Below are 23468 nucleotides of genomic sequence, written 5' to 3' on the forward strand. Positions count from 1 at the left end.
AGTGGATCTACCACAATCACAACATTTTCATGAATATTATTTTTATGGTTCACTAATTCCTACTGCAAGCAACAGAAAATAAACAAATACTAACACGGCACCATTTAACAAGATTCCTGTAATAATAAACCACAGTTTTTTAGATAAGATAGCAAAGATAATGCCTAGTACAGAAAGCACTGTAAACACATTTATACCCAAAGTTAAGTTAGCGTTAGGTCCTCTGATGATAAAGAAAAAAATGATGCTTATTGCTACTGTCAAAACTGATAAAACGCCTAATATATTTTTGTTCAAAAATGTAACCCCCCTTTAAATCAATAAGCTTATTAACCAAGCTGGCTCGTGTGCGGAGCAACTTAATGCATAGTATTCAAATTACTTTATGAATTAAACGACTTTATTGTCACGAAACACTTTAAGTGTAACAATAATTACAAATTATACTGAATATTGGTTTAGTTTGCACGTATCGTTGTGAATCTGCATTTTTCAGACGCTACCCCAGTATCAACTTGAAGTACAAACCACTATAATACCAGTTTGATAAGAGTACTAGATGCGAGGGAAGGAGAATTGAGGTGACCCAAGAAGGTCTCACATCTCTATTTTAAGTGGTAAGCATTGTGACAAGAAGGGTTCGCTAGAAGTTGAGAAGTAAGAGCAAGGAGATAGTAGTGAGTAAGCTTACCAGACAAGCTATCATTCTAAACTAGCGAAAATTTTCTTGTAGCAACTTACAGCACTCAAGTTCAAATATTTCTTTTTTTACTTTGTACCATTTTTTTATACTATTTTTCTTGTTTTTATATTCGCCACCACTTAATACATATACAAATTCTCCATGCTCAAATAGGATAACTTGCCAGCCTTGATCAATGTCACTAAAAGGCTTATCGATTGAAATATTTGCTCTGCTCAAAAAATAAAGAAATGAAGAAAAGCCCCAAAAATTGTTCAGTATTTCATTTCTACCGGCACTATAAAAATACAAAAAATCGAAGTTTTTCTTCCCCACTAAAATCTCAAAATCTTCTACAATTGGGAAAGATGCCAAATTCAGCTTATGTAAATTATGACTATATATTTTTTTTAACCGTTTCCCATTATTAATATGTGCTTCTTGATTGACGTTTCTAATATTCAATTCCCCACTCGTTGTTCCAATGACGATATTTTTTTGCCAGTATCGCTTCAATAGTTTTAGCCATTGTTTCAAATATGCTTTTCTCGGTGTTTTATACCATGTATGTATGTCTTTATTATGGCCCTGCAAAATATAAACGAAGTCATTTTCTTCGAATATCCTTACTTGCCAGCTTTTTTCTCGATCAATATACGGCGCTGTGCGAGTTCCTAATGGGATATCCTCTTCATCCCATTCTTCCAATACATAATATCGAGGAAAAGTCGTTAGTTGTTCCTTTCTTTTCGCACTATAAAATGAAATCAGGTTAGCATCTGTTACTAGTACTTCAAAATCTTTCACAATTGGAAACGACGTTAAATCTAACTGTTGCACATCACTTGCGTGTAATGTTTTATTAGCATTTACATGCGATTTATTCTTTTTTAATTTAAATTTACCACTTTTTGTTCCAACAACTTTCACTAGATATCCACCTTTCACACGTGACTATAAATATTCTTCCTTTTATATAAAAGTTACGCTACCATTAAGATCATTCGAAAAACAGGTATATTGATTATCCATATTTTACATTGGGAACATATTCAAATTATTTCCATCATTGTGTTCCACAATTGCACTTTTTTATTTAATCAATGTTGCGACATCGTTTTCTATTTCAAAAACTAAAAAATCATTATCTTCCTCTACAACTTCTTTTTCATATCTAAACTCTTTATCAATCAGCATTTCAAAATAATTTGTTTCAACATTAAGTTCAAAAACTGGACAGTGGTCAAATCTGACATCGCCAACAAATATTGCTCTAATTTTTTTCATTTATAACTCTCCCTCAATACAATTTCAGTATCTGATTCTACTATTCATGTATTCAATAAACACATGCAGCAAGGAACAACGAACTATAATTTAGAACCACACCATGGACAGAATTCAATTTCTATACTTGAAGAACCACCATCATGAATGATTAAACCGTATGTATTATCTTTATCCGAAAAAATGATTATTTTGTCAGGACATGCAAACGGATTGATATGCATGTCACATTTGAAATTTGCATGGTAATCCATATACTCACAACAATGTTGTTTCTCCATATTCAACCTCTTTTCCAAAAGTAAACGGACCCGATTTCGGCACACTTGGCGCCTTTATTGGATAGGTTCGTTCCAACACTTCACAGTTCCAATCATTGTCTATTTTAATCGAAACGTTGCATAAGTGCGACGTCATCCATGAAAAGTATGTGACAGGTACCACAGCTTATTTTAATGCAAAAACTTTATAGTCTGTACGGATTCATTGAGATACATGGTATGATTTCTCTTGAAATCAATTTCAGAGGTGTTGAAGTATGGATTATGGTCAATTTAAACAGAAAATCAGTATAGTAAAAATACAAAATATGCTAAAAAAGGTTGGTGAAAATAAATGAAACATATTTTATTAGTTGAAGATGATTTGGAAATTGCGAAAAACCTCGCTCTTCTACTCCGCTCTGAAGGGTTTACCATCACCCATGCTGCGACGCAAAAAGAAGCCATACTCATGCTTGCTGCGCAGAAATATGACTTGGCATTGCTTGATATTTCCCTTCCTGATGGCAACGGCTTTGCAGTTTGCACGGATATCAAGCAAACTCAGAACATTCCAGTAATCTTTCTGACAGCTTCTGGCGATGAAGGTAGTGTTGTAACGGGGCTGAATATAGGGGCTGATGACTATGTTACTAAACCTTTTCGCCCACGCGAATTGATTGCTCGAATTGGAACAGCTTTACGAAAAAACGGACATTCTCCAATTGTCTTTGAAATGGGGGATGTTCATGTTGACCCATCGAGTGGGGTTGTCAAAAAAAACGGGCAAGAAGTTTTTCTTTCTGCTCTGGAATACCGATTATTATTAGTGTTTATAAATAACTCTAAAAGTATTATCACGCGCGACAGGCTATTGGACGAATTATGGGATGCATCGGGCGAGTTTGTAACGAACAATACCCTAACCGTCTATATAAAACGCCTAAGAGAAAAAATTGAGACAAATCCTGGCAACCCGCGATATATTTTAACTGTTCGTGGTACAGGATACCGACTAGGAGCTAGCTATGTTGCGGAATAGGGAGATTCGGCAATTTACACTTTTATTTACCGGCATCACAATCATTACCGCCATTTTAGGTTTTACTATTCAGCCCGTAGCTGGCCTATTAATACTTTCTACTTGTGTTGCGTTTGGTACCTTATTTTTCTTATTTACAAAAGCGCATTATAAAAGGATTACACAAATTTCAGAGCAAATTAATTTAGTGCTGCATAATACCGATCATTTGTTTATTAGTAATGCAGAAGAAGGCGAACTGTCTATTTTGCAAAATGAAATCACTAAAATGACGCTTCGCATACGAGAACAAAATGAAGCACTGAAAAAAGAGAAGATATATCTAGCTGATTCACTAGCCGATATTGCACACCAACTACGTACACCGCTAACTTCAGCGAATTTGATTGTATCTTTACTGAAAAACAACCCAGCTGAACATGAGCGTAAAACGTTGCTATGGGATATACAAAAATTATTTGTACAAATGGATTGGCTATTAACCTCTCTGTTGAAATTATCACGTTTAGATGCAGATATTGTAAATTTCAAAATGGAACCATTAGATGTCGCAACCTTAATAAAGGATTCGTTTCATCCATTTCTTATGTCGATGGATTTACATAATATTACGCCTCAAGTTAATATAGCGGACAGACTAGTTATTCATGGAGATTTCGGTTGGCTTTCAGAGGCCATTCAAAATATTTTAAAAAATTGCATTGAAAGTACAGGCGATAACGGGACGATTCAAATTGCTTGTGAGGAAAATATGCTGTTTACAGAAATTACCTTGCATGATAGTGGACCAGGTTTTAAAAAAGAAGATGTACCCTACTTATTTGAACGATTTTACCGTGGGAAAAATACGAGCACAACAGGATATGGCATTGGCCTCGCGCTTTGCAAAACCATTATTACCCGCCAAGGAGGGACGATTAGTGCCAAAAATCATCCGCAAGGAGGGGCAATTTTTTCTATTCGTTTCCCAAAGTGACGAATCTCTCACTTTAAAGTCACGAAGATGTAAGTTAAAAATTCTATTATAAGGGTACAGCACAAAAGGAGGCTCACATAATGGAGTTTTTAAAAATTGAAAACTTATGTAAAACATATGGGCAAGGTGAAAATCAAGTAACAGCATTGGACAATGTTTCACTTACGATAGAAAAAGGGGAATTTACTGCCATTATCGGTTCATCTGGTTCAGGTAAATCGACATTACTACATGCAATTGCTGGCGTAGATGTACCGACAAGCGGAAAAATTTACTTGAACGGACAAGATGTGTATGCTCAAAATCATGAAAAACTTGCAATTTTCCGACGTCGAGAAGTTGGTCTGATTTATCAATTTCATAACCTTATTCCTACGTTGAATGTCGTAGAAAATATCACATTACCGATTTTGATGGATCGACGCAATGTGAATGAAGAACGATTAATGGACTTATTAGACCTACTTGGCCTCAAAGAGCGAAAAAACCATTTACCAAATCAACTATCAGGTGGTCAGCAGCAACGTGTTGCGATTGGACGTGCACTGATGAACGCACCTGCCGTGATGTTAGCTGACGAACCTACGGGTAGTTTAGATAGCAAAAATGGGCATGAAATTATGCGTTTGTTAAAATCCAGCCACGAAAAATATCAGCAAACGCTGATTGTAGTTACGCATGATGAAAATATCGCTCTACAAGCGGATCGGATTATTTCCATGTCTGATGGCAAAGTCATTCGAGATGAGAAACGGGTGGCAAGATAATGAATATTTTCAATAAAGTCGCCTTGCAAAGCTTACTAAAAAACCGCACGCGAACGATTGTGACCATTATTGGCGTTATTTTATCTGCCGCAATGATTACAGGCGTTACGACTTTTGCGACCACCCTGCAAAACTACATGATTAATGGCTCAATTATAAAATATGGTGATTGGCACGTTGGATTTTCTGATGTTGACGCTACATTTATCGAACAACAAAATGAAGATAATCGAATAGCCAACACCATTACCTTTGAAAACATTGGTTATGCCAAACTGGAGGAAGGTAAAAACGTCAACAAGCCGTATTTATTTATTGCTGGCTTCGACCAAGACACTTATGCCCATTTACCAATAACACTTACTTCTGGTCGATACCCTAAAAATGACACAGAAATTCTCATTCCTTCGCACCTTAAGGAAAATGGGGGCGTGACGATTTCTGTTGGTAATACCCTTGCACTGAATGTTGGAAGACGTATAAGCAATGATAAACAGCTCTCACAATATGACCCTTATCTTTCAACTAATCCAGAAAGCTTTGTAGCTGAGCGTCAGAAAAACTACACAGTCGTTGGGACATTTAAACGACCTGGATTCGAAGAGGTAAAGGCACCTGGTTATACGTTAATTACAACAACTGATGCTATGAAAAAAGCGAGTAGCTTTAGTACCTTTATTAAAATGAAAAGTCCTCGTAAAGCACATGATTATGCAGATGAATTCGCAACTGACCATCAATTTGTTACAAATGACAACGTGTTACGATTTATGGGTCTGTCAAATGATAAAACATTTAATCGTCTACTCTACTCGATTGGTGGCATTTTAGTTGCCTTAATTATGCTCGGTTCAGTTTTCCTTATATACAATGCGTTTTCCATTTCGTTAAACGAACGTATGCGACAATATGGGATTTTGATGTCAGTAGGTGCAACGGCAAAACAGTTACGAAATTCCGTATTATTTGAAGGGCTTTGTATTGGCGCTGTTGGTATACCAATCGGTGTGTTAGTTGGCATCCCAAGTATCAAGGGTGTCCTATCTCTTGTGTCGGAAAATTTTGGAAATATCGCCTATGATAATGTACCTTTAACTTTGACAGTTTCGATGCCTATAATCATTGCCGCAGTAGTCATTAGTTTGGTGACCATTTTAATTTCAGCTTATATCCCAGCACGCAAAGCTGCCAACACTCCTGTTATGGCTTGTATTCGTCAAACAAATGAAATTAAAGTGGAATCAAAAGCAATTAATACGTCTAAATGGATGGAGCGGATTTACGGCTTAGAGCGTACACTTGCGCTTAAAAACTTTAAGCGAAACAGAAGACGCTATCGCAGTATCGTCCTATCACTTACATTAAGTGTTGTTATGTTTGTATCGTCTAGCGCATTCAAAACAACGCTTCAACAGGCTGCAGAGTCATCTGTTGTCAATACGGATTACGATATTATGTTTTTTAGTGAGAACATGAAAGAAAACGATTCATTTCAGCTATTTGACAAACTACAAAACGTAGATGGCGTTTATAAAGGCTCTTATCAATCTATGATGGAATATAAAAGTGAAATTAACTTAAATGATTTCTCAGCAGACTACCGTCAAGCAGCAGGTTATGTCGAGCATGATAAGACGATTGATGTACCGCTAGACATGCAGTTTTTAGAGGATAGTGTTTACCTAGATTTTATTAAAAGCCAAGGTTTAGATATAGCGGAATATACAGGGGAGAATGCAAAAGTCATTGCCGTTGCTAAAATGAAAAATAAAACGGCTACTGCCTCGGAAAAAGATAACATACTAGATATGTTTACAAAACAGTCGATGAATTTAGTTATTACACCAAACGCAAATACTGGCACAATCTTAAACGAAGGACGAAATGTAGCGATTACATTTGTCGATACGTATCCTGTCGATCCATTACCAAAGCTACCGTCTGAAGTAAGACCGTACACGTTTATGATTGTTGCACCATATCAATTAATGGATACATGGGCACTAGCTGATGTTCCGATGGATTGGGGCTTAACGTTCCTATCAAAGGATGCGTCGCAGTCAGTTGATGAAATGAAAAAAATAATCGAATTGGAAGAAACCTCATACGAATATTCGATATACAATGCCAATGAAATATTTGACCAAAACCGCAATATCATCTTTATCATTGATTTGTTCACCATTGTTTTCGTCATAATGATGTCACTTATTGCAATCGCCAATGTGTTCAACACAATTTCTACGAATATTCGATTACGTCGACGAGAACTTGCGATGCTTCGCTCAGTTGGTATGTCCAATCGTGATTTCAATAAGATGATGCGCTTTGAATGTGTACTTTATGGGTTCCAAACATTACTAATTGGTCTCCCTATTTCAGGTATCTTGGCTTGGCTTATCTATAAAGGGATGTTTATCGGTGGAGCGGAAGTCGCATTCACATTCCCTTGGAGCAGTATGGGCATTAGCGTACTGGGGGTATTCCTTGTTATATTTATTACAACAATGTACGCACTTCGCATGATCAAAAAGGAAAATATCGTCGATGCACTTCGTGATGATATGAATTAATTTTAAAATGTAGCGAATAGCTATAGACCTAAACGGCAGTTTTGAATCATTTCAGAACTGCCGATTTTACTTTGGGCATCCAACTCTGTAACAATTATATGATGTCATACTAGTGGAGAGATTAAGTATGTTATATCGCCTATATGGTAAAAAATTATGGCTATTCGTTCAAAGACTCTACCTAAATAGTCTCACACCCGTTAAAGGTAGCAAATTTTTTGAGACAGCTGTTTAAAGCTGTACGCAATTGAGTTGTTTGCTTCACACTGTTCTCGTACCAGATGTTTTTAACAATGAGTGTGCTAGTTTTTCGCTCTGCGATAATCTCGGCTCGTCCAATGAAGTGTTCTCCATATACGAGGGGGAGCACATAGTAGCCGAATTTTCGTTTGCTTGCAGGTGTGTAAATCTCCCACGTATAATCAAAGTTAAACAATGCAGTAATCAGTTTTCTATCCCAAAGGAAATTATCGAGCGGCGCAATCAGCTCGCAACGCCATTTTGGTTCCGGATTTTGCAAAACCGCTTCAATAAGCGGTAAATCCTCCGCAAGGCAATACAGCATATCCTTCATTTCCTCCACGGCAACGGCAACAATGTGATTTTCTTGTAATAGCTGGCTAAAAACCTCTTTGCGTTGTGCTGCTTTCAACCCCCAAATATTCAACCATGCATCTGACGAACGATTCCATAAGAGACCGACCGAGCCGATTCGACGTAGTACCCGCCACTTATAATGCGCAAGTTCATCAACTAGGGGCTCTGATGCAGTCAGCAGAGTTGGCTGTATGTACTTCTTAGCTAAATCGTAATATTTACGGCTTCCCTTTTTATGATGGATAATCAACTCACCCGTTGAATACATCTGTTCCAGTACTGAGCGAGATGAATTGTTTCCGCTACTCCAGTGAATGGCTGATTGCCAAGAGAAATCTCCATCCAATTTTAAATCATCTGAACTTAGTGCACCGTGATTTTGGATATGAGCCCGTACTAGCGTTGTCAACGCTTCCATTTCGGGATAGCGTTTAGCATGTTGTCGGGCGGCTTCCCTATAGCGTTCAAAATACGGCCAGTCCTCAATAGGGATAATAGCGAGGTTCTTGTCGGGATAATCGACAAGGCTTCTTTCTTCATACAGCAAATCGGCGAGCATTTCTTTAGTAAATTCTTTGATTCGAGACTGTAACACCAATTCGGCATTTTTTCCGCAAACATCGATAGGGTCGTACTGAATACAGCCAACCTGTCGAGTAAAGTCCAATACACCCCGTTTCCCGCTAAATTTATAGTCGTCCAAAAGTCCATGTTTCAACAACAGAAATTGTCGTGCCTGGCGGTTTGTTAAGTGAATCATCTATGCACCTACCTCTAGTTTTAGTGTAATTCAGGGGAGTGGAGAACAAAAAACGAAACCGTGAAGGGAATTTTTTTATGGATAGTAAGTGTAGCATGCTCCTATAAAATATCTTATTCTAATTTGGCATACTGGCAATGTTCCTTCCCGCCACTGCAAATGTCATTAAAACATCATCCCCGATACATCCAAATTTCTCCTCTTAGCACCATTTCTGTTTTATTATACAGAATACAGTGAAAATAAACAAACGTATGTTCCGTTTTAGGGATGGGTGAGAAAAGACCAAATAATGTACTATCCTATATGCAAAATTTATTTTTACAATGAATTATTTTCAAGAAATTATTGATTTTTTAATAGAAAAAAATTATGTTTTTACATAAAAAAGGAATATTTATAAGTATTCATAATATTATTAGAGATGGAGGTTATTATGAAAAGATGGATAGTAATTCTGATTTGTTTATTCATAAGTGGTTGTGCCGGTTTAGGAGATTATAGTATTGACTTATCTGGGAATTATTCACTTTTGCGAACTTCAAGTCATAATATTACGATTGCACCTAAAAGTAAGAATGGTGAAGGAATGTGGGATGAGAATGTTATTCCTGCAAAAGTTGTAGAAGTTGGTTGGAATAAAGATTACATAATTGCAAAACAGCAGGCTTACCCTAATGAAGAGTATTTTTACTGGATTTTAAATGTTAAAGATGAATATGTAGAAGGACCTTTTATTCTTAATGACTTTCAAAAAAAAATAAAAGAGTATGGTATTACTAACTTAGAATTGAAATTGGTAGAAGATATACAATAAGTAGATATAAAATACACGTATATTATTTTGTAGTAATATAGTAGAAAGGTGGTTTTTATATTGCAAAAGATATGTAAATATACTGTGTTATTTTTTAATTGTTCCGTATACAATTACTAATTTATTTTATCAAAATTATCGCCCTTAAGTTAAAGAATTACTAACGGTTAGATCGTCCATAAAATTACATAAGTACTATGTGATAATGACAACTTATTTTCAAAAAAGCACTCCACAAAAGTAAGTATCTAAACTTTTGGGAGTGTTTTTTCCTTAAGCTGTGCAAAAAAACATTTTTCAATTGGATATACACCAATAAAAATCTAAGAAAAGAAACACACTATCCTAACGAGTCGAATAAGATGTTGCTGTAAGTATGTTGGAGGTAGGTGTTTAAACTTGAAAAAATGGATGGTTGTATTTTGTTTAGGCAGTGTAATGGCTTTAGCAGGTTGTCAGGATAAAATAAAGCATGAACAAATTGAAAAAGACGACGTGCAACAACCCGTTATGTACACGCAGGACAAGGAGCAGGAAGTAGGTCCTGTAGTGGTTGAAATTGTTAATCCACAATCTAAAGAAATCATCCACATCGTATCGCCCATAGAATTAGGCTTTGAAACAGACCCAGTCTTGTATAAAAAGAACATTGAACAATTAGCACAACAATTAGCGAGAGGCACAGAAACAAAAGTTGGTTTTGATAAGCGAATGATGCTTGATAAAGTCGATGACAATGGTCGTATTATAAAAGGTAGTCCATTGGTTATTTTAAAAGAAAGTGAATTAGTAGAAAAAATTATGGCAGCATCAGTAACGGGTGGTACAGTAGAAATGCCATTGTATATTACTGAAAGTGGCTATTATTTTGAAGACATACCGTATTTAGAGGATGTAGTAGTGGCTTCTTATACAACATATTTCACTGCTTCGGATATCGGAAGAAATAAAAATATTGAACTTTCAGCAAAAGCCATTCACAATGTGATAGTTGGTAGCGGAGATACTTTTTCGTTTAATACTGTTGTAGGCCCTAGAGATGAAGCGAATGGCTATCAGCCCGCACCTGAAATTATTAATAAAAAACTTGTTATGGGCATTGGTGGGGGGATTTGCCAAACATCTTCAACATTGTTTAATGCAGTCGATCAACTCCCGATTAAATTTGTGGAGCGACATCATCATTCTTTAGATGTAGGATACGTTCCAAAGGGCAGAGATGCAACGGTGTCCTATGGTGGTTTAGATTTTAGATTTCAAAACACGAGTGATGTACCATTTTTAATAAAGGCAACCTATGGACAAGATTTTCTGACAGTGGAAATAAGGACAGCAAAAAAATATCAAGAAATTTTAACAAAGCTTCCCTCACAATAAGGAAGAAGTTGATGTAAGACTAAACAAAAATCAACTTCTCTTGTATTTTAAGGCACTTATAAAGAGTGTCTTTTTTAGTGCCTAAGCAATGGTGAAAGTAGTTTATAAATCTTCCATAATAGTTAGTATTTCGGCAGGAGTAAATACTTTATATTCGGGTTCTGCTGATTGAACAATCTCAATAGCATCATACCCCCAACCAACCCATATAATTGGAATACCTACTTTTTTGCATGCGACAATATCACGTTGCTCATCCCCAATATATAAAACATCTGATGTTTTTAAATTGGCTTGTTTTAAATATTTTTTTATCACTTTATCTTTACCAAAAATTCGGCTCGAACATAGTACTTCGGAGACATGGTCGATACCATTAGTTTGTAAAAACGCCAAAATATTATCTTTTGAGTTGGAGGAAATAATGGCGATTGTATATCCTTTCTTATCGAGTTCTTTTATGACATCTTTCATACCGTGAAATAGATGAACATCTTGTAATGATTGCTGATATAAGCGATAAAATTGCGGGAGTATAGTAGGTAGCTTGTGTAACGGGAAGTTAAATAATTTACTTCGTTCAGCAATCGATAATTTTTTTAGTGCATCAATATCTTCTAACTGTACTTCTTTGAATTCATGTTTTTTAGCAATCGTATTCCATACAGATGCAAACACTGCCGTGGAATCCGCAAGTGTGCCATCAAAATCAAATATAATATGTTTCATTGTATTTTTCTCCTTAAAGGGTATTTGGCTTTACCATTAATAATACTTAAATCAATATAGTCATTCGTTCATGATGACATGAATGCGGAAAAAAAGAAATGAATTAGTATACACTATCTGATTTTACATTATGAGAGGAAAGAATTATTTACCATTGCTTCTTCAGTATGAGGTAAATTACTGCACTTGGTCTAATACTTTTGTGATATATTGTTTGATTTGTTTCTTGCTATAACCCATTACATAAGCTTCCATTATCATGTTTTTTATAGAAAGTTCGAGATGATGTAATTGGGTTTCGTCTAACCGTCGATTTGAACGAGCGATAACAGTTGCTTTCAAGCGATTTTCCATCTTGATAATCGCTTTTTTCTCAAGTTCACGATAGCTTTTTGAAACGGTATGTATATTGATTCCTATATCTTGCGCCATATTTCTAATGGAAGGAAGCATTTCATTGTCTTGAATATGTCCTTTTGCAATCTGTTCAATTAGTTGATTGCCGACCTGCATATATAATAGCAATGGGCTATTGGTATCTATTTGAATAGGTAGCATAGTATTCCCCCTAAAATAAACAAATTTGGAATAGGCATAGTAGCAGTTTCTTTTTGCGTTTGACTAGTTTGAATTCTTATCGGGTGCATTTTCACGCGATTTTCTCCTTTTAACAATTTTGGCAGTAAAATTAATGTAAAATTTATTATCTATAACGATAATATTATCATTATAGATAATATTGACTGTAGCATAGCATTTAATAAAATAACAAGTGCAATTCCAAAAAATGTGTGTTAATGTTATCATTATTAGTAATGATAATGAATGTTGAGAGGAGCGTTTTTATTGAAACTTCACTATGGGTTAGATGAATTGAATGACATTGATTGGTTGGCTGTATTACAGGTTATATGGCCGTTTATGATGGTTGGCTTCATCCTTATCCTTGTTGCATTAATTGATTTGTATCGTCATCGAAAAGCAAGAACAAATGTTATGTTATGGACAATCCTTATTTTATTTTTTAATACTATTGGTCCAATTTTATATTTCACTATTGGGCGAAAAGGAGCGAAACATCATGAAGTTAGAAATTAAAGAGGTGACTAAAACATTTAAAGCAAAGACAGCAGTCAATAATTTCTCGATGGTGGTTGAAACTGGACAATGTGTAGGGCTAATTGGACCTAATGGTGCTGGAAAGTCTACGTTAATCAAAATTATTGCAGATATTTTAAATGCGGAAAAAGGAGAAGTCCTTCTAGATGGGAAAAAAATTAAAACCATGAAAAAAGAAATTGGTTACCTTCCACAATATCCTGATTTCTTTCATTGGATGACAGCTACAGAAACACTCTTTTTTATGGGACAGTTATCTGGCATAACAAAACAAGAGTTGGTGAAGGAAGTACCAGCTATTTTAACAAAAGTTGGGCTTATAAATGAACAACATGAGAAAGTTCAAACATTTTCTGGGGGAATGAAGCAAAGGCTTGGCATTGCCCAAACACTGTTACATAAGCCATCTTTTATTGTCATGGATGAGCCTGTATCGGCATTAGATCCAATAGGCAGAAGAGAGGTCTTAAATTTAATACAAGAAATTAAACATGAAACGACTATTCTATTATCTACTCATATTTTAGGGGATGCAGAAGAAATATGTGAACGCTTTGTCATTATGAAACAAGGTAAGAAAATTGAGGATACGACATTAGATAAATTAACTAACAATCACGAAGCGGTTGTGCATCTTGAATTGGCATCACATAATATGCTTTGGGTGCAAATCATTGAAAAGCTCCCATATGTTAAGAATGTTGAAGTATTAGGCAAGAAGGCGAAGATTACCCTCGATAATATTCAGCAAAATAAAGATAGGTTGATTCGTGATGCAATGGACAACAACATGGATATCGTTAAATTTGAAGTTGGAAGCAGTGAGACGTTAGAAGATATCTTTTTAAAAATGGTGGTGAGTGTATGACACCTTTATATATTTTAACGAAAAAAGAGTATGTACAAATGTTTCGAGAGTTTAAGATCCTTTGGTTACCTCTTGTTTTTATGTTTTTAGGCGCAACACAACCAGTGGTTACATACTATTTACCTTCAATTTTAGCAGCGCTCGGCGGAAATCAAGGCATTACGATTGATCCTGCAATCATGCAACAGGATGGAGCACAAGTAATGGCGGCAACTCTAGGCTCCCAATTTGATCAGTTGGGCATTATGGTAATTGTTATTGCCATAATGGGTATAATTCAATCAGATAAAGCGAATGGGATGCTTGATTTTATATTAACAAGACCTGTAAAGGTAGGATCCTATATCGGTGGAAAGCTTTTTTCTAATTTCTCATTTGTAGCGCTTAGTGTGACATTTGGCTATTTTGTATCTTACGTTTATGTAAATTTCTTGTTTAGTAATATTCCATTTTTTACGCTGATATTAGCGCTTGGATTTTACTTAGTATGGGTACTTTTTATGATTTCTTTTACTTCGATGATCAGTACTATTTTTAATGGGCAGGGCGTTATAGCTTTAATTAGTATCGTTTGCTTGCTATTGTTGAAAATCATTAGTGGTTTACATCCAATAATTGATTTAGTGAATCCTGCTGGCATGAGTCAACAGGCAATGATGGTATTAATAACAGGTTCAATAGATTCACAACTATATGGAAATATGGTGATAACGTTCATATGGATTACTTTAACTGTAACAATTTCGCACTATTGGATTTCAAGGAAGAAATACCATAAAAATTAATAGAGTATAGCTTTTTTTGGCAAAAATAAGTAATCAGCATGCGTGCATTAAAAAATTTTAGGTGGATAATCTATTAAAATAATGTTATCGTATGAAGTAACTAAATAATATATCCTTCAGGGTAGGGTGAAATTCCCAATCGGCGGTGATGAAGTAATTCAAAGTCCGTGAGCGCAAGCTGATTTGGTGCAAATCCAAAACCGACAGTTACAGTCTGGATGGGAGAAGGATGAAAGTATAAGCTTTTTAAATTCGTATGACTTTAAAAGGTCTATTTGGCTACGCTTATATGAAATATAACTTCCCATCGCTTCTGTTGGGAAGTTTTTTATTTAGGGAAAAAATTGAATAGGTATCTGTTCTTCGGGGTAGGGTGAAATTCCCAATCGGCGGTGATGAAGCAATTCAAAGTCCGTGAGCGCAAGCTGATTTGGTGCAAATCCAAAACCGACAGTGATAGTCTGGATGGGAGAAGAACAATAAGATGGTAGCCTGTGGAAAATTTTTGTATCCACTAGGTTTATTTCGTGACGTCTTATGTATAAGTACTCCCAAACCCCTTTTATGCTAAAGGGGTTTTTTCTTTGTTTTGGTCATAAAAAATGGAGGGGGGATTAACATAACTATCAAAAGGTTTACGACATAGGGTTGAGAAAGTAGGTGGAAAAATGTTTACAGGTATTATTGAGGATATTGGCACAGTAAAAACCTTGCAAAGCGATAGGCAAAGTATGGAAATAACAGTGATTTCGCCCAAAATAGTGGCGGATGTGAAGCTCGGGGATAGTATAGCCGTTAATGGGGTTTGTTTGACAGTAACTCATTACAATGACCAAGAGCTGACAATGGATGTAATGCCTGAAACAGTGAAAGCGACGAATTTACAGCAATTAACTGTTGGTCATGCAGTCAATTTAGAGCGTGCAATGCCAGCCAATGGACGATTTGGTGGCCATTTTGTTTCAGGTCATGTAGATGGTGTAGGGAAAATTATACGCAAACGCCCAATGGCAAATGCGGTCTATATTGATATCGAACTTTCAGAGGACTTAACTAGCTATTGTATTCCTAAAGGTTCAATCACAATTGATGGAACGAGTTTAACGCTCTTTCATGTTGAAAAAAACAGTGTCACAGTATCGCTTATTCCACACACATACAAAGAAACCGTACTAGGTGTTAAAAATGTTGGGGCACTGGTCAATATTGAAACCGATTTAGTAGGCAAATACATTATTCACCAGTTAAAGGGTGGTCTGCAATCGTCAACCATTACAAAAGATTACTTAGCGAAGCATGGTTTTTAACCTGCTATAGAAAGAAAAAAACATACATTGAAAGTCAAATCTATTAGGAGGTGGCAATGTTGCTACATTCAATTGAAGAAGCAATTGCCGATTTAAAACAGGGCAATATGATTGTTGTTGTGGATGATGAAGACCGTGAAAATGAAGGAGATCTACTGGCCCTTGCAGAGTTTATGTCACCAGAAACGATTAATTTCATGGCAACATATGGAAGAGGTCTTATTTGTACACCTATTTCACAGCAGCTCGCACAAAAATTAGCGTTACAGCCAATGGTCATAAATAACACCGATAATCACCAAACAGCGTTTACTGTCAGTATTGACTATAAAGAGACAACAACAGGCATTAGTGCTTTTGAACGTGCTTTGACGATTCAAAAAATGCTAGTGTCACATGCACAAGCATCGGATTTCCGTCGACCTGGACATGTTTTTCCGCTAATTGCGAAAGAAAATGGGGTATTAGAGCGCCGAGGACATACGGAGGCTACTATCGATTTAGCAAAACTTTGCAACAGTGTACAAGCTGGCGTGATATGTGAAATTATGGGCGATAATGGAGAAATGCTGCGCTTTGATGAGTTAGTCAAATATGCACAAAAACATAAATTAAAAATGATTTCGATTGACGCATTAGCAACATATCGTCGTCAACATATGCAAATAGAAAATTCACTTACTATGTAAAAGAGGAGAATGAAATGATGGGAAAAACATTTGAAGCACAATTAATTGGCAATGATTTAAAAATAGCGGTGGTTGTTGGTCGTTTTAATGAATTTATAACAAGTAAATTATTAAGTGGTGCATTAGATGGGCTAAAGCGTCATGGTGTAGACGATGATTTAATAGATGTTGCGTGGGTGCCAGGTGCATTTGAAGTACCGTTTATCGCAAAGCAACTAGCTGAAACGAAAAAATATGATGCCATTATAGGTTTGGGTACAGTTATTCGTGGCTCTACAACACATTATGATTATGTGTGTAACGAATCAGCTAAAGGCATTGCAAACGTATCGCTTTCGACAAATGTACCAGTTATTTTTGGGATTGTCACAACGGAAAATATTGAGCAAGCGATTGAACGTGCTGGAACAAAATCTGGCAATAAAGGTTATGACGCAGCGATGTCCGCAATTGAAATGGCTAATTTACAAAAAATGATTGGCTAAAAGGATATCTATATTTAGAATTAATGAATTATCTCACTAGTGTAAGATTTATTGCATAATTTTTTGGACATTGGGAAATATATGTTTATAAGTATTTTAGTAAAATAATTTGTTTGAATTTGGTTCAGTAGGAGATGAGGAATATTCAATCAATAGAACAAGAAATCGAATTGAAAATGTTGAAAGAATTATTTCAACGCTCTGCTGACGTAATTTTTCAATCCTTTACCTTTCAACAACATCATGTTTATTTTATTACATGTGAGTCGATGGTCGATCCGTTTTTATTGAATAAGGTCATTATCGATCGAGTTCAATCTTTGTTTGAAGACAGCTCTGTAAAATTATTAGAGGAAAAAATAAAAAACGATTTACACATTCCTAATCTTCAAAAAGTAACAAATTTAGATGATGCTATTACGCGTGTCTATTCAGGGTTTGTTTTGCTTTACTTTGAAGGGGAAAAAATTTTATTTTCAAGTAAAATTACTAAAAAACCAAATCGAAATCCTGAAGAAACAAAGCAAGAACTAGTGGTAAAAGGGCCGAGAGATGATTTTATAGAAGATGTCTTTATTAATGTGGCCTTAATTCGTAAGCGCTTGCCTACAAATTCCCTATGCGTGGAAACGGTGGAAGTCGGAAAGCGCTCTAAAACGACAGTAGCTGTTCTGTACATGGGTGATATAACCGACAAAGCAATGGTTACTGAAATAAAAAAACAATTAAATAAAATTAATACAGACGTTGTCTTTAGTGGCGATATAATGATGGAAAGTGTGGAAAAAACCGCAAAAATTTTGCCGCGACATGATTATACAGGTCGGCCAGATTTTGCAATACAAGCGCTAAGCAGAGGACGGATTCTTCTTTTTGTCGATGGTGTATCTTACGCAATCATTACGCCACCTAATAATTTTTTACTTTTTAAATCAGGTGAGGATAACGATTATCCAACTATAGTCGGTGCATTAGAGCGACTGTTACGAATCGTAGGTATATTAATAAGTATGCTTTTACCCGGTTTTTGGCTAGCCTTATCGACTTATCATCAAGAGCAGATGCCTATACTACTGTTAGCGACGGTTGTCCAATCACGTACTGGTTTGCCTTTTCCTACGATATTGGAAATATTACTAATGTTATTTATGTTTGAAATATTTCGCGAAGCAAATCTACGCTTACCGTCTATTTTAAGCGGAACCATGAGTGTTGTAGGGGGACTAATCATCGGAGATGCGGCAATCAAGGCAGGGATAACGAGCCCTTCCATGATCGTCGTAATTGCTATCTCAAGTATTGCAGCCTATACTCTTGTCAATCAATCCTTTGTAACTGCAATGAGTATTTTCCGTTTATTTGTTATCTTAATGGCCGCTTTCTTTGGTTTATTTGGTTTCTTTTTGTCCCTGTTTTTCATTCTTATTTACTTTGCGAATATCCGTGTATTAGGCGTTCCGTACTTAAATATTGGTGCCAATTTAAACTGGTCCGATACCAAGAAAACTTTAATACGTCTATCGCCAAAAGGATATAGTAAACGACCAAAATTTTTACATCCTCAAGATGAGACAAGAACATCGAGCAAAAATTAGAACATTACATCTATCGCTTGTGCTGTGCTTAAAATCGTCTTCACAGATTATGTCGAAGTTATTTTTAAGCTTTACTTGTAAAAACCTTTTGATTGGACAAAATACAAAGTGAAGAGTATAGATTAGATTTTCCATTCTATACTTTTCAAGACCAATCACAAGGGGTGGATAGTTATGCCGAATGTCCAAGTTAGCTGTGCAGTATCAAATTGTGTGTTCCATGCCAAAGGTAATTATTGCGGAGCTGAAAAAATTGCAATTGACATGGATAAACGTAATACGAACAAACGTGATGCGGAATTTGCTTCTGACTTTGAGTTGCATACAATGTCAGAAGAAGCAGCAGCCATTCAATCATCCGATACGTGTTGTAAAACATTCAGATCGAAAGAAAAAAACTTTAGATAATGAGTATCGTTTATTTTGGACAATGTAAATAAAGACAATATCTTTATTTCACCAAAATAATTTATCTTTACCTTTTCTACTGATTTGGTCACGTTAAAGGTTGTCTTCCTATTAGGAAGACAACTTTTTTTATTCCTTTTATAATTCTCTTGACCTTCCAGTTACTTGAAGGATTACGATGATACAGAAGTCACAATAGGCAGTATGGGAGGTATTTCAATGAATAAATATCAAGAGTTAATCGTATCCGTAGTAGCTTTAAGGGGCGATGCCTATGAAATAGGTTTCCAACAAAGTAACGAAGTAACAACATATGCGCATTTAGCGCAAAAGGAACAGCTGCTAGCTTTATCTACTGCTTGTAATGTACAGCAGGTAAAAGAGCTATTGCTAGATTGTTCGCCCAATCTTTTGCAAGAGATAAAGGGTTTGGCGTTTGGCTTAGAACAGTCATGTGAAACCATTATTAAAATGTATAGCGGTTATAATATGACATTTCCAAATATGGGATGTACCTCGTTTGTACACAATGGGAAGTATGTAAGAAATTACGATTTCAGTCCAGCTATGTAAGATGCAAGACTCGTTTTTTCTAAACCGTCTGAAGGGTATGCTAGTGTAGGTTTTAGCCAGCAAATTATTGGTAGGTTAGATGGAATGAATGAAAAAGGGCTTGTAGTAGGGCTGCATTTTGTCAATAATGAATGGGCAGGCGATGGCTTTTTGGCGACTACTATTGTTAGAATATTACTTGAACAGTGTGGAAATATTGAAGAAGCTACTGCACTAATAAACAAACTTCCACATCGCTATTGCTACAATTACTCGATGACAGATCAAAGTGGAAAAGCAATTGTGGTGGAGGCTACGCCAATGAAGCGGGTGAATTATGTGGAACATCCACTTATTTGCACAAATCATTTTGAATCACAACAATTTGCAGGAAGAAATAAAGCTTGTATTAAAGGTTCAAAACAACGAAAAAACTATATAAATCGCTATGTAGCAGATCCGCGTACGACAATATCTGTATATCATCATTTCAATAACGGAGATTCTCCGTTATTTGTTAAACAATATCAAGAATACTTTGGTACGCTCCATACAGTTATATACTCACCAAAGCAATTAGAGATAGTTGTTGGAATAGGTGAAAATTGTGAGCCACAATCATTTTCACTCCAACAATTTATCGAAGGTAAACGTATTCTTCCGAAAACCATAAAAGGAAACATAATTCAGGCTATCTAATTTGTTAGGCTTGGTTTATAATTTAATAGAATAAATAGGGGAATGGCGTAACATTTGTTGGGCTATTCTCCTTTCGTTTTGTAGCTATTTCGCTTTTCGAAAGAATAAAAAAATATTCCGTTTTTTGTATAAAAATACTAAATTAAAAAAATAAACTTGGATAAAAGTATTGTTTTCAACATACTTTAAAAAATACACATGAAAAAACGAAAATTACTATAGTATAATATTATTGTTATTTATATAAATACTAATTTGTTCTAGGAGTAATTACACATCGTTAAATAATGAATACAATAGATGAGGAAGTACCAGTTTGTATGAAAAATCGTAAAATTAAACTAATATTAGTATTAGCGACTGTCTTATTGTCATTGTTCACAAGTTTAAATGTGCTCACTTCATATGTGAAAATGAAAAAGACGGTGGAAGAATCCATCGCTAACCAGAGCCTAGAAGCGGCTATTTCCATCGCATCATCAATTGATGTTAAGTTGTATCAACAATTTGCAAATAATCCTGTGAAAAATGCAACTTATTGGGAAATAAGAAGATACTTAAATGATGCAAGAGAAAAATTAGGGGCCTTAAATGTCTATACTTTAGAAATTGATAATCCTAAAGTATCAAAAACGATGATTGCTGGTGTTCCCAATCATCTCACAGTAGGCTTTGATATTGGGCAAGTTTGTACTGTTCCAGAAAAGCAAATCAAACTAGCTTATCAAGGGTTGACATATGTTACGAATGTCATTAATGACCCTCAACACGGAGACTATCTTTCTGTAGGCGCTCCAATTAAGAATGACAAAGGTCAAATTATTGGCTATCTAGGGATTGATATAAGCGCAGACAAACTTAATGGTATAAAAGGCAAAGTATTAGAAAATAATTTATTCTTGTTTATTTATAATGGAATATTTATATTGATCGTTATTGCATCGTTTTTCTTTTTACAGAGATGGTATCAAAAAGAAGTGACAAAAGAAGTAGAGGTAACAGAAGATACCTACCAAACTGAAATAAAAGCGTTAATTACCTCTGTATCGTCCTTAAGACATGACTTTACCAATCATATTCAAGTGTTGCATGGGCTTTTACAATTGGGAGAGCCAGATCAAGCGAAACAGTATTTATCATCATTATCTAAAGAGGTACAGGAAATAAAGTCATTGAAATTAAATATTAACCATCCGGGGCTATCGATTTTATTGCAAACTAAAAAGTTAGCTGCTCAAAATCATAATATTGAGATGGATATATCAGTTTCGCAGGATACTTTCGATAAAATAAAAACGACTGATATCATTAAATTATTATCAAATTTAATTGATAATGCGATTGATGCGACAATTGAATTGCCTGAAAGTGACCGCAAAATGAAAATTTGTTGTCATGCGGATGAAATGAAGTATGTATTTGAAATTGTTAATACAGGACCAACCATTACGGACCCAGATCAAATCTTTAAGCAAGGGTTTACAACGAAAAAAGCTGAACTAGGAAAAATTAGAGGTCAAGGCTTGTTTATTGTGAAAGAAGTTGTGAAAAAATACAACGGCAACATTTCTATCCAATCAACAGGGGAATTTGAGACAACGGCGATTGTAATCATTCCTTTAAAGTAAATGGGCAGTTGTTATCTCTTTCACGGCTAATCTTCGCGTGAAGCAAAGCCACTTTTTAACTGGATAGTATAATAACTTAAGCTTCCTACTTATTAGCGTAGGAGGCTTTTGTTGATAAGTAAATGCGTTTGTATTTGAATAGCATGTATTAGCTAATATAAGTCATACATTAACAGTAAATCTAAGCGGGCAGGTTAGGAGGATAAAAACCATTTGGAAAAACCAATCCTTGATTTACTAAGAGCAGGTGGACTGATTTTATATGTTAGACATGGAGAAGCAACTGTTGGTGAAGATCAGCCATATGTTAATTTTCAAAACTGTTATACACAAAGAAATTTATCTGATTACGGACGGCAAGAAGCCGTTTACTATGGACAGATGCTACGTTATTGGCAAATTCCAATTAGTTCACCTATAATAACAAGTCCGTTTTGTCGAACAATTGAAACGGCACAGCTTGCCTTCCCAACAATGTATCTACAAATTGACCCGTTTTGGTTTACAATTACTAAATTAGCAGAAACCTTTTCCACAACTGAACAACAACAAATTTTAAAGGATGCCCAACAACATTTAGAAGTAAAACCACCACTTGGAACTAATCAAGTAATTATTGCGCACAGTTTTCCGAAAGGGACTTCCATAGGTGAAATTTCAAGCATGGGAACCGTTATTATTAAGCCTAAAGGTGTGGGCAATGGCTATGAAATTGTAAAACAGCTAACATTAGCCGATTTAGCAACCTTAGGGACGTCACAAAAATAATATTGGAGGATAGAGATGAAACAAGAAGGAATTGTCAAATGGTATAAAGACGAAAAAGGCTATGGACGTATTATGCTTAATGGTGAGAAAGACAATCATGTTTTTGTTCATTTTAGTTCGATTTTACCCGATAAGGAGAGATTTTCAACTGCATTTCGCTTTTTGAAACAAGGTCAAAAAGTCTCCTTTGATTTACATGAAATACCCAATTCTACTGACCAAAAGCAGGTTGCAGAAAATGTCATTGTGCTGTCAGACTAATATGCACTCTTATAATTGTTTGTGGCAATCTATTCTAGCGATGAAAAATTGCGATGCCCATTTATAGAAAACGTTAATCCGTGGATTGGCGTTTTTTCTTGCGCTCTAGAGAGGAAGGTACCTGTAGTATTTTAGATGGCTTACGATATATATAAATTGAATGAATATACATTTAAATTTATAATCATTTATATTTTGAATGCCAAAAGGGCAGGTCACTTACAATTGAGTGACCTGCCCTTTTGGTTGGAACTGTTTCTAGCAATAAATATATGAGGGAAATAAATTACTTGATGTATATATTATTTAAAAAATAAAATATTCTAATAATTTTTGTCGTTGTATGGTAAACTTGATTGTGTTATATAACAATATAAAGAAAAATATTTGTAAGTCGTTTAGGATTTCCTTAAACAAGAGGAAATGAATAAAACCAA

General features: G+C 35.4%; 25 protein-coding genes, 1 pseudogene and 2 riboswitches. Of the genes and pseudogenes, 19 read left to right on the top strand and 7 right to left on the bottom strand.

The genetic code is table 11. The features are described 5' to 3' along the window. Positions 1–42: 42 nt before the first annotated feature. The 4 genes from MKY08_RS07520 to MKY08_RS07535 all read right to left on the bottom strand — a co-directional run bounded on the left by MKY08_RS07520 (position 43) and on the right by MKY08_RS07535 (position 2250). Positions 43–285: a hypothetical protein gene (locus MKY08_RS07520; RefSeq protein ID WP_052599563.1), complete on the bottom strand. Its 243-nt coding sequence runs from the start codon at positions 283–285 to the stop codon at positions 43–45. Between the two features lie 427 nt (positions 286–712). Further along, the gene (locus tag MKY08_RS07525; RefSeq protein WP_069511665.1) at positions 713–1612 is read right to left on the bottom strand and encodes a hypothetical protein; all 900 of its coding nucleotides are present in this window, start codon (positions 1610–1612) and stop codon (positions 713–715) included. A 162-nt stretch (positions 1613–1774) separates the two neighbouring features. Next, on the bottom strand, positions 1775–1969 hold the full coding sequence (locus MKY08_RS07530) for a hypothetical protein (protein ID WP_069511663.1): 195 nt from the start codon (positions 1967–1969) through the stop codon (positions 1775–1777). Between the two features lie 83 nt (positions 1970–2052). Continuing rightward, positions 2053–2250: a hypothetical protein gene (locus MKY08_RS07535; RefSeq protein ID WP_069511661.1), complete on the bottom strand. Its 198-nt coding sequence runs from the start codon at positions 2248–2250 to the stop codon at positions 2053–2055. 334 nt (positions 2251–2584) lie between these two features. Between MKY08_RS07535 and MKY08_RS07540 the strand changes: the two genes are divergently transcribed. The 4 genes from MKY08_RS07540 to MKY08_RS07555 all read left to right on the top strand — a co-directional run bounded on the left by MKY08_RS07540 (position 2585) and on the right by MKY08_RS07555 (position 7587). Further along, positions 2585–3271 carry a response regulator transcription factor gene (locus MKY08_RS07540; protein WP_069511659.1) on the top strand — a complete coding sequence of 229 codons (687 nt, stop codon included), beginning with the start codon at positions 2585–2587 and terminating at the stop codon, positions 3269–3271. Next, positions 3258–4247, top strand: a complete 990-nt coding sequence (locus MKY08_RS07545; RefSeq protein WP_069511657.1) for a HAMP domain-containing sensor histidine kinase — start codon at positions 3258–3260, stop codon at positions 4245–4247. Before MKY08_RS07540 ends, MKY08_RS07545 begins: the two co-directional genes overlap by 14 nt. Positions 4248–4327: 80 nt before the next feature. After that, entirely contained in the window at positions 4328–5014 is a 687-nt protein-coding gene (locus MKY08_RS07550; RefSeq protein WP_069511655.1) for an ABC transporter ATP-binding protein, read from the top strand. Beyond that, on the top strand, positions 5014–7587 hold the full coding sequence (locus MKY08_RS07555) for an ABC transporter permease (RefSeq protein WP_069511653.1): 2574 nt from the start codon (positions 5014–5016) through the stop codon (positions 7585–7587). The genes MKY08_RS07550 and MKY08_RS07555 overlap by 1 nt, the downstream gene beginning before the upstream one ends. Before the next feature lie 181 nt (positions 7588–7768). Here MKY08_RS07555 and MKY08_RS07560 read toward each other — a convergent pair whose 3' ends face one another. Further along, entirely contained in the window at positions 7769–8944 is a 1176-nt protein-coding gene (locus MKY08_RS07560) for a crosslink repair DNA glycosylase YcaQ family protein (RefSeq protein WP_069511651.1), read from the bottom strand. Positions 8945–9380: 436 nt separating this feature from the next. Here MKY08_RS07560 and MKY08_RS07565 point away from each other — a divergent pair, with 436 nt between their 5' ends. Together MKY08_RS07565 and MKY08_RS07570 are read left to right on the top strand one after the other, a co-directional pair. Next, positions 9381–9761, top strand: coding sequence for a DUF3997 domain-containing protein (locus MKY08_RS07565; RefSeq protein ID WP_069511649.1), 381 nt, complete (start codon positions 9381–9383; stop codon positions 9759–9761). Positions 9762–10172: 411 nt separating this feature from the next. Continuing rightward, positions 10173–11138, top strand: coding sequence for a VanW family protein (locus tag MKY08_RS07570; protein ID WP_069511647.1), 966 nt, complete (start codon positions 10173–10175; stop codon positions 11136–11138). Positions 11139–11240: 102 nt separating this feature from the next. Here MKY08_RS07570 and MKY08_RS07575 read toward each other — a convergent pair whose 3' ends face one another. Continuing rightward, positions 11241–11867: an HAD-IA family hydrolase gene (locus tag MKY08_RS07575; RefSeq protein WP_069511645.1), complete on the bottom strand. Its 627-nt coding sequence runs from the start codon at positions 11865–11867 to the stop codon at positions 11241–11243. Between the two features lie 177 nt (positions 11868–12044). Further along, positions 12045–12425, bottom strand: coding sequence for a GntR family transcriptional regulator (locus tag MKY08_RS07580; RefSeq protein WP_069511643.1), 381 nt, complete (start codon positions 12423–12425; stop codon positions 12045–12047). 288 nt (positions 12426–12713) lie between these two features. On the opposite strand from MKY08_RS07580, the gene MKY08_RS07585 reads away from it, so the two are divergent. From MKY08_RS07585 to MKY08_RS07645, 13 genes and pseudogenes are all read left to right on the top strand, one after another. Then, positions 12714–12965, top strand: a complete 252-nt coding sequence (locus MKY08_RS07585; protein WP_069511641.1) for a PLD nuclease N-terminal domain-containing protein — start codon at positions 12714–12716, stop codon at positions 12963–12965. Further along, positions 12949–13854, top strand: coding sequence for an ABC transporter ATP-binding protein (locus tag MKY08_RS07590; RefSeq protein WP_069511639.1), 906 nt, complete (start codon positions 12949–12951; stop codon positions 13852–13854). The genes MKY08_RS07585 and MKY08_RS07590 overlap by 17 nt, the downstream gene beginning before the upstream one ends. Then, a complete protein-coding gene (locus tag MKY08_RS07595; RefSeq protein WP_069511637.1) occupies positions 13851–14639 on the top strand; it encodes a hypothetical protein in 789 nt (262 codons plus the stop codon). The genes MKY08_RS07590 and MKY08_RS07595 overlap by 4 nt, the downstream gene beginning before the upstream one ends. A gap of 108 nt (positions 14640–14747) precedes the next feature. Then, positions 14748–14873: riboswitch (FMN riboswitch) on the top strand. Positions 14874–14994: 121 nt separating this feature from the next. Continuing rightward, a riboswitch (FMN riboswitch) is annotated at positions 14995–15120 on the top strand. Between the two features lie 187 nt (positions 15121–15307). Beyond that, complete coding sequence (ribE, locus tag MKY08_RS07600; protein WP_069511636.1) at positions 15308–15946, top strand: riboflavin synthase; 639 nt, start codon at positions 15308–15310, stop codon at positions 15944–15946. Between the two features lie 56 nt (positions 15947–16002). Continuing rightward, on the top strand, positions 16003–16635 hold the full coding sequence (gene ribB / locus MKY08_RS07605) for a 3,4-dihydroxy-2-butanone-4-phosphate synthase (protein ID WP_305143792.1): 633 nt from the start codon (positions 16003–16005) through the stop codon (positions 16633–16635). 17 nt (positions 16636–16652) lie between these two features. After that, positions 16653–17120, top strand: coding sequence for a 6,7-dimethyl-8-ribityllumazine synthase (ribE, locus tag MKY08_RS07610; protein WP_069511635.1), 468 nt, complete (start codon positions 16653–16655; stop codon positions 17118–17120). A gap of 134 nt (positions 17121–17254) precedes the next feature. Then, positions 17255–18715, top strand: coding sequence for a spore germination protein (locus tag MKY08_RS07615; RefSeq protein WP_069511632.1), 1461 nt, complete (start codon positions 17255–17257; stop codon positions 18713–18715). A gap of 174 nt (positions 18716–18889) precedes the next feature. Further along, positions 18890–19123, top strand: coding sequence for a DUF1540 domain-containing protein (locus MKY08_RS07620; RefSeq protein WP_069511630.1), 234 nt, complete (start codon positions 18890–18892; stop codon positions 19121–19123). 219 nt (positions 19124–19342) lie between these two features. Further along, complete coding sequence (locus tag MKY08_RS07625; RefSeq protein WP_081327938.1) at positions 19343–19696, top strand: hypothetical protein; 354 nt, start codon at positions 19343–19345, stop codon at positions 19694–19696. 21 nt (positions 19697–19717) lie between these two features. Next, positions 19718–20374, top strand: a pseudogene (locus tag MKY08_RS07630) (C45 family peptidase); the annotation flags it as partial. A gap of 320 nt (positions 20375–20694) precedes the next feature. After that, positions 20695–22002 carry a Spo0B domain-containing protein gene (locus tag MKY08_RS07635; RefSeq protein WP_069512130.1) on the top strand — a complete coding sequence of 436 codons (1308 nt, stop codon included), beginning with the start codon at positions 20695–20697 and terminating at the stop codon, positions 22000–22002. A 213-nt stretch (positions 22003–22215) separates the two neighbouring features. Next, positions 22216–22770: a histidine phosphatase family protein gene (locus MKY08_RS07640; protein WP_069511628.1), complete on the top strand. Its 555-nt coding sequence runs from the start codon at positions 22216–22218 to the stop codon at positions 22768–22770. Between the two features lie 15 nt (positions 22771–22785). Next, positions 22786–23031: a cold shock domain-containing protein gene (locus tag MKY08_RS07645; protein WP_069511626.1), complete on the top strand. Its 246-nt coding sequence runs from the start codon at positions 22786–22788 to the stop codon at positions 23029–23031. Positions 23032–23468: the final 437 nt, after the last annotated feature.

Origin of the sequence: Lysinibacillus sp. FSL M8-0337 (assembly GCF_038593855.1) — a bacterium.
GTDB classification, from domain to species: domain Bacteria; phylum Bacillota; class Bacilli; order Bacillales_A; family Planococcaceae; genus Lysinibacillus; species Lysinibacillus sphaericus_D.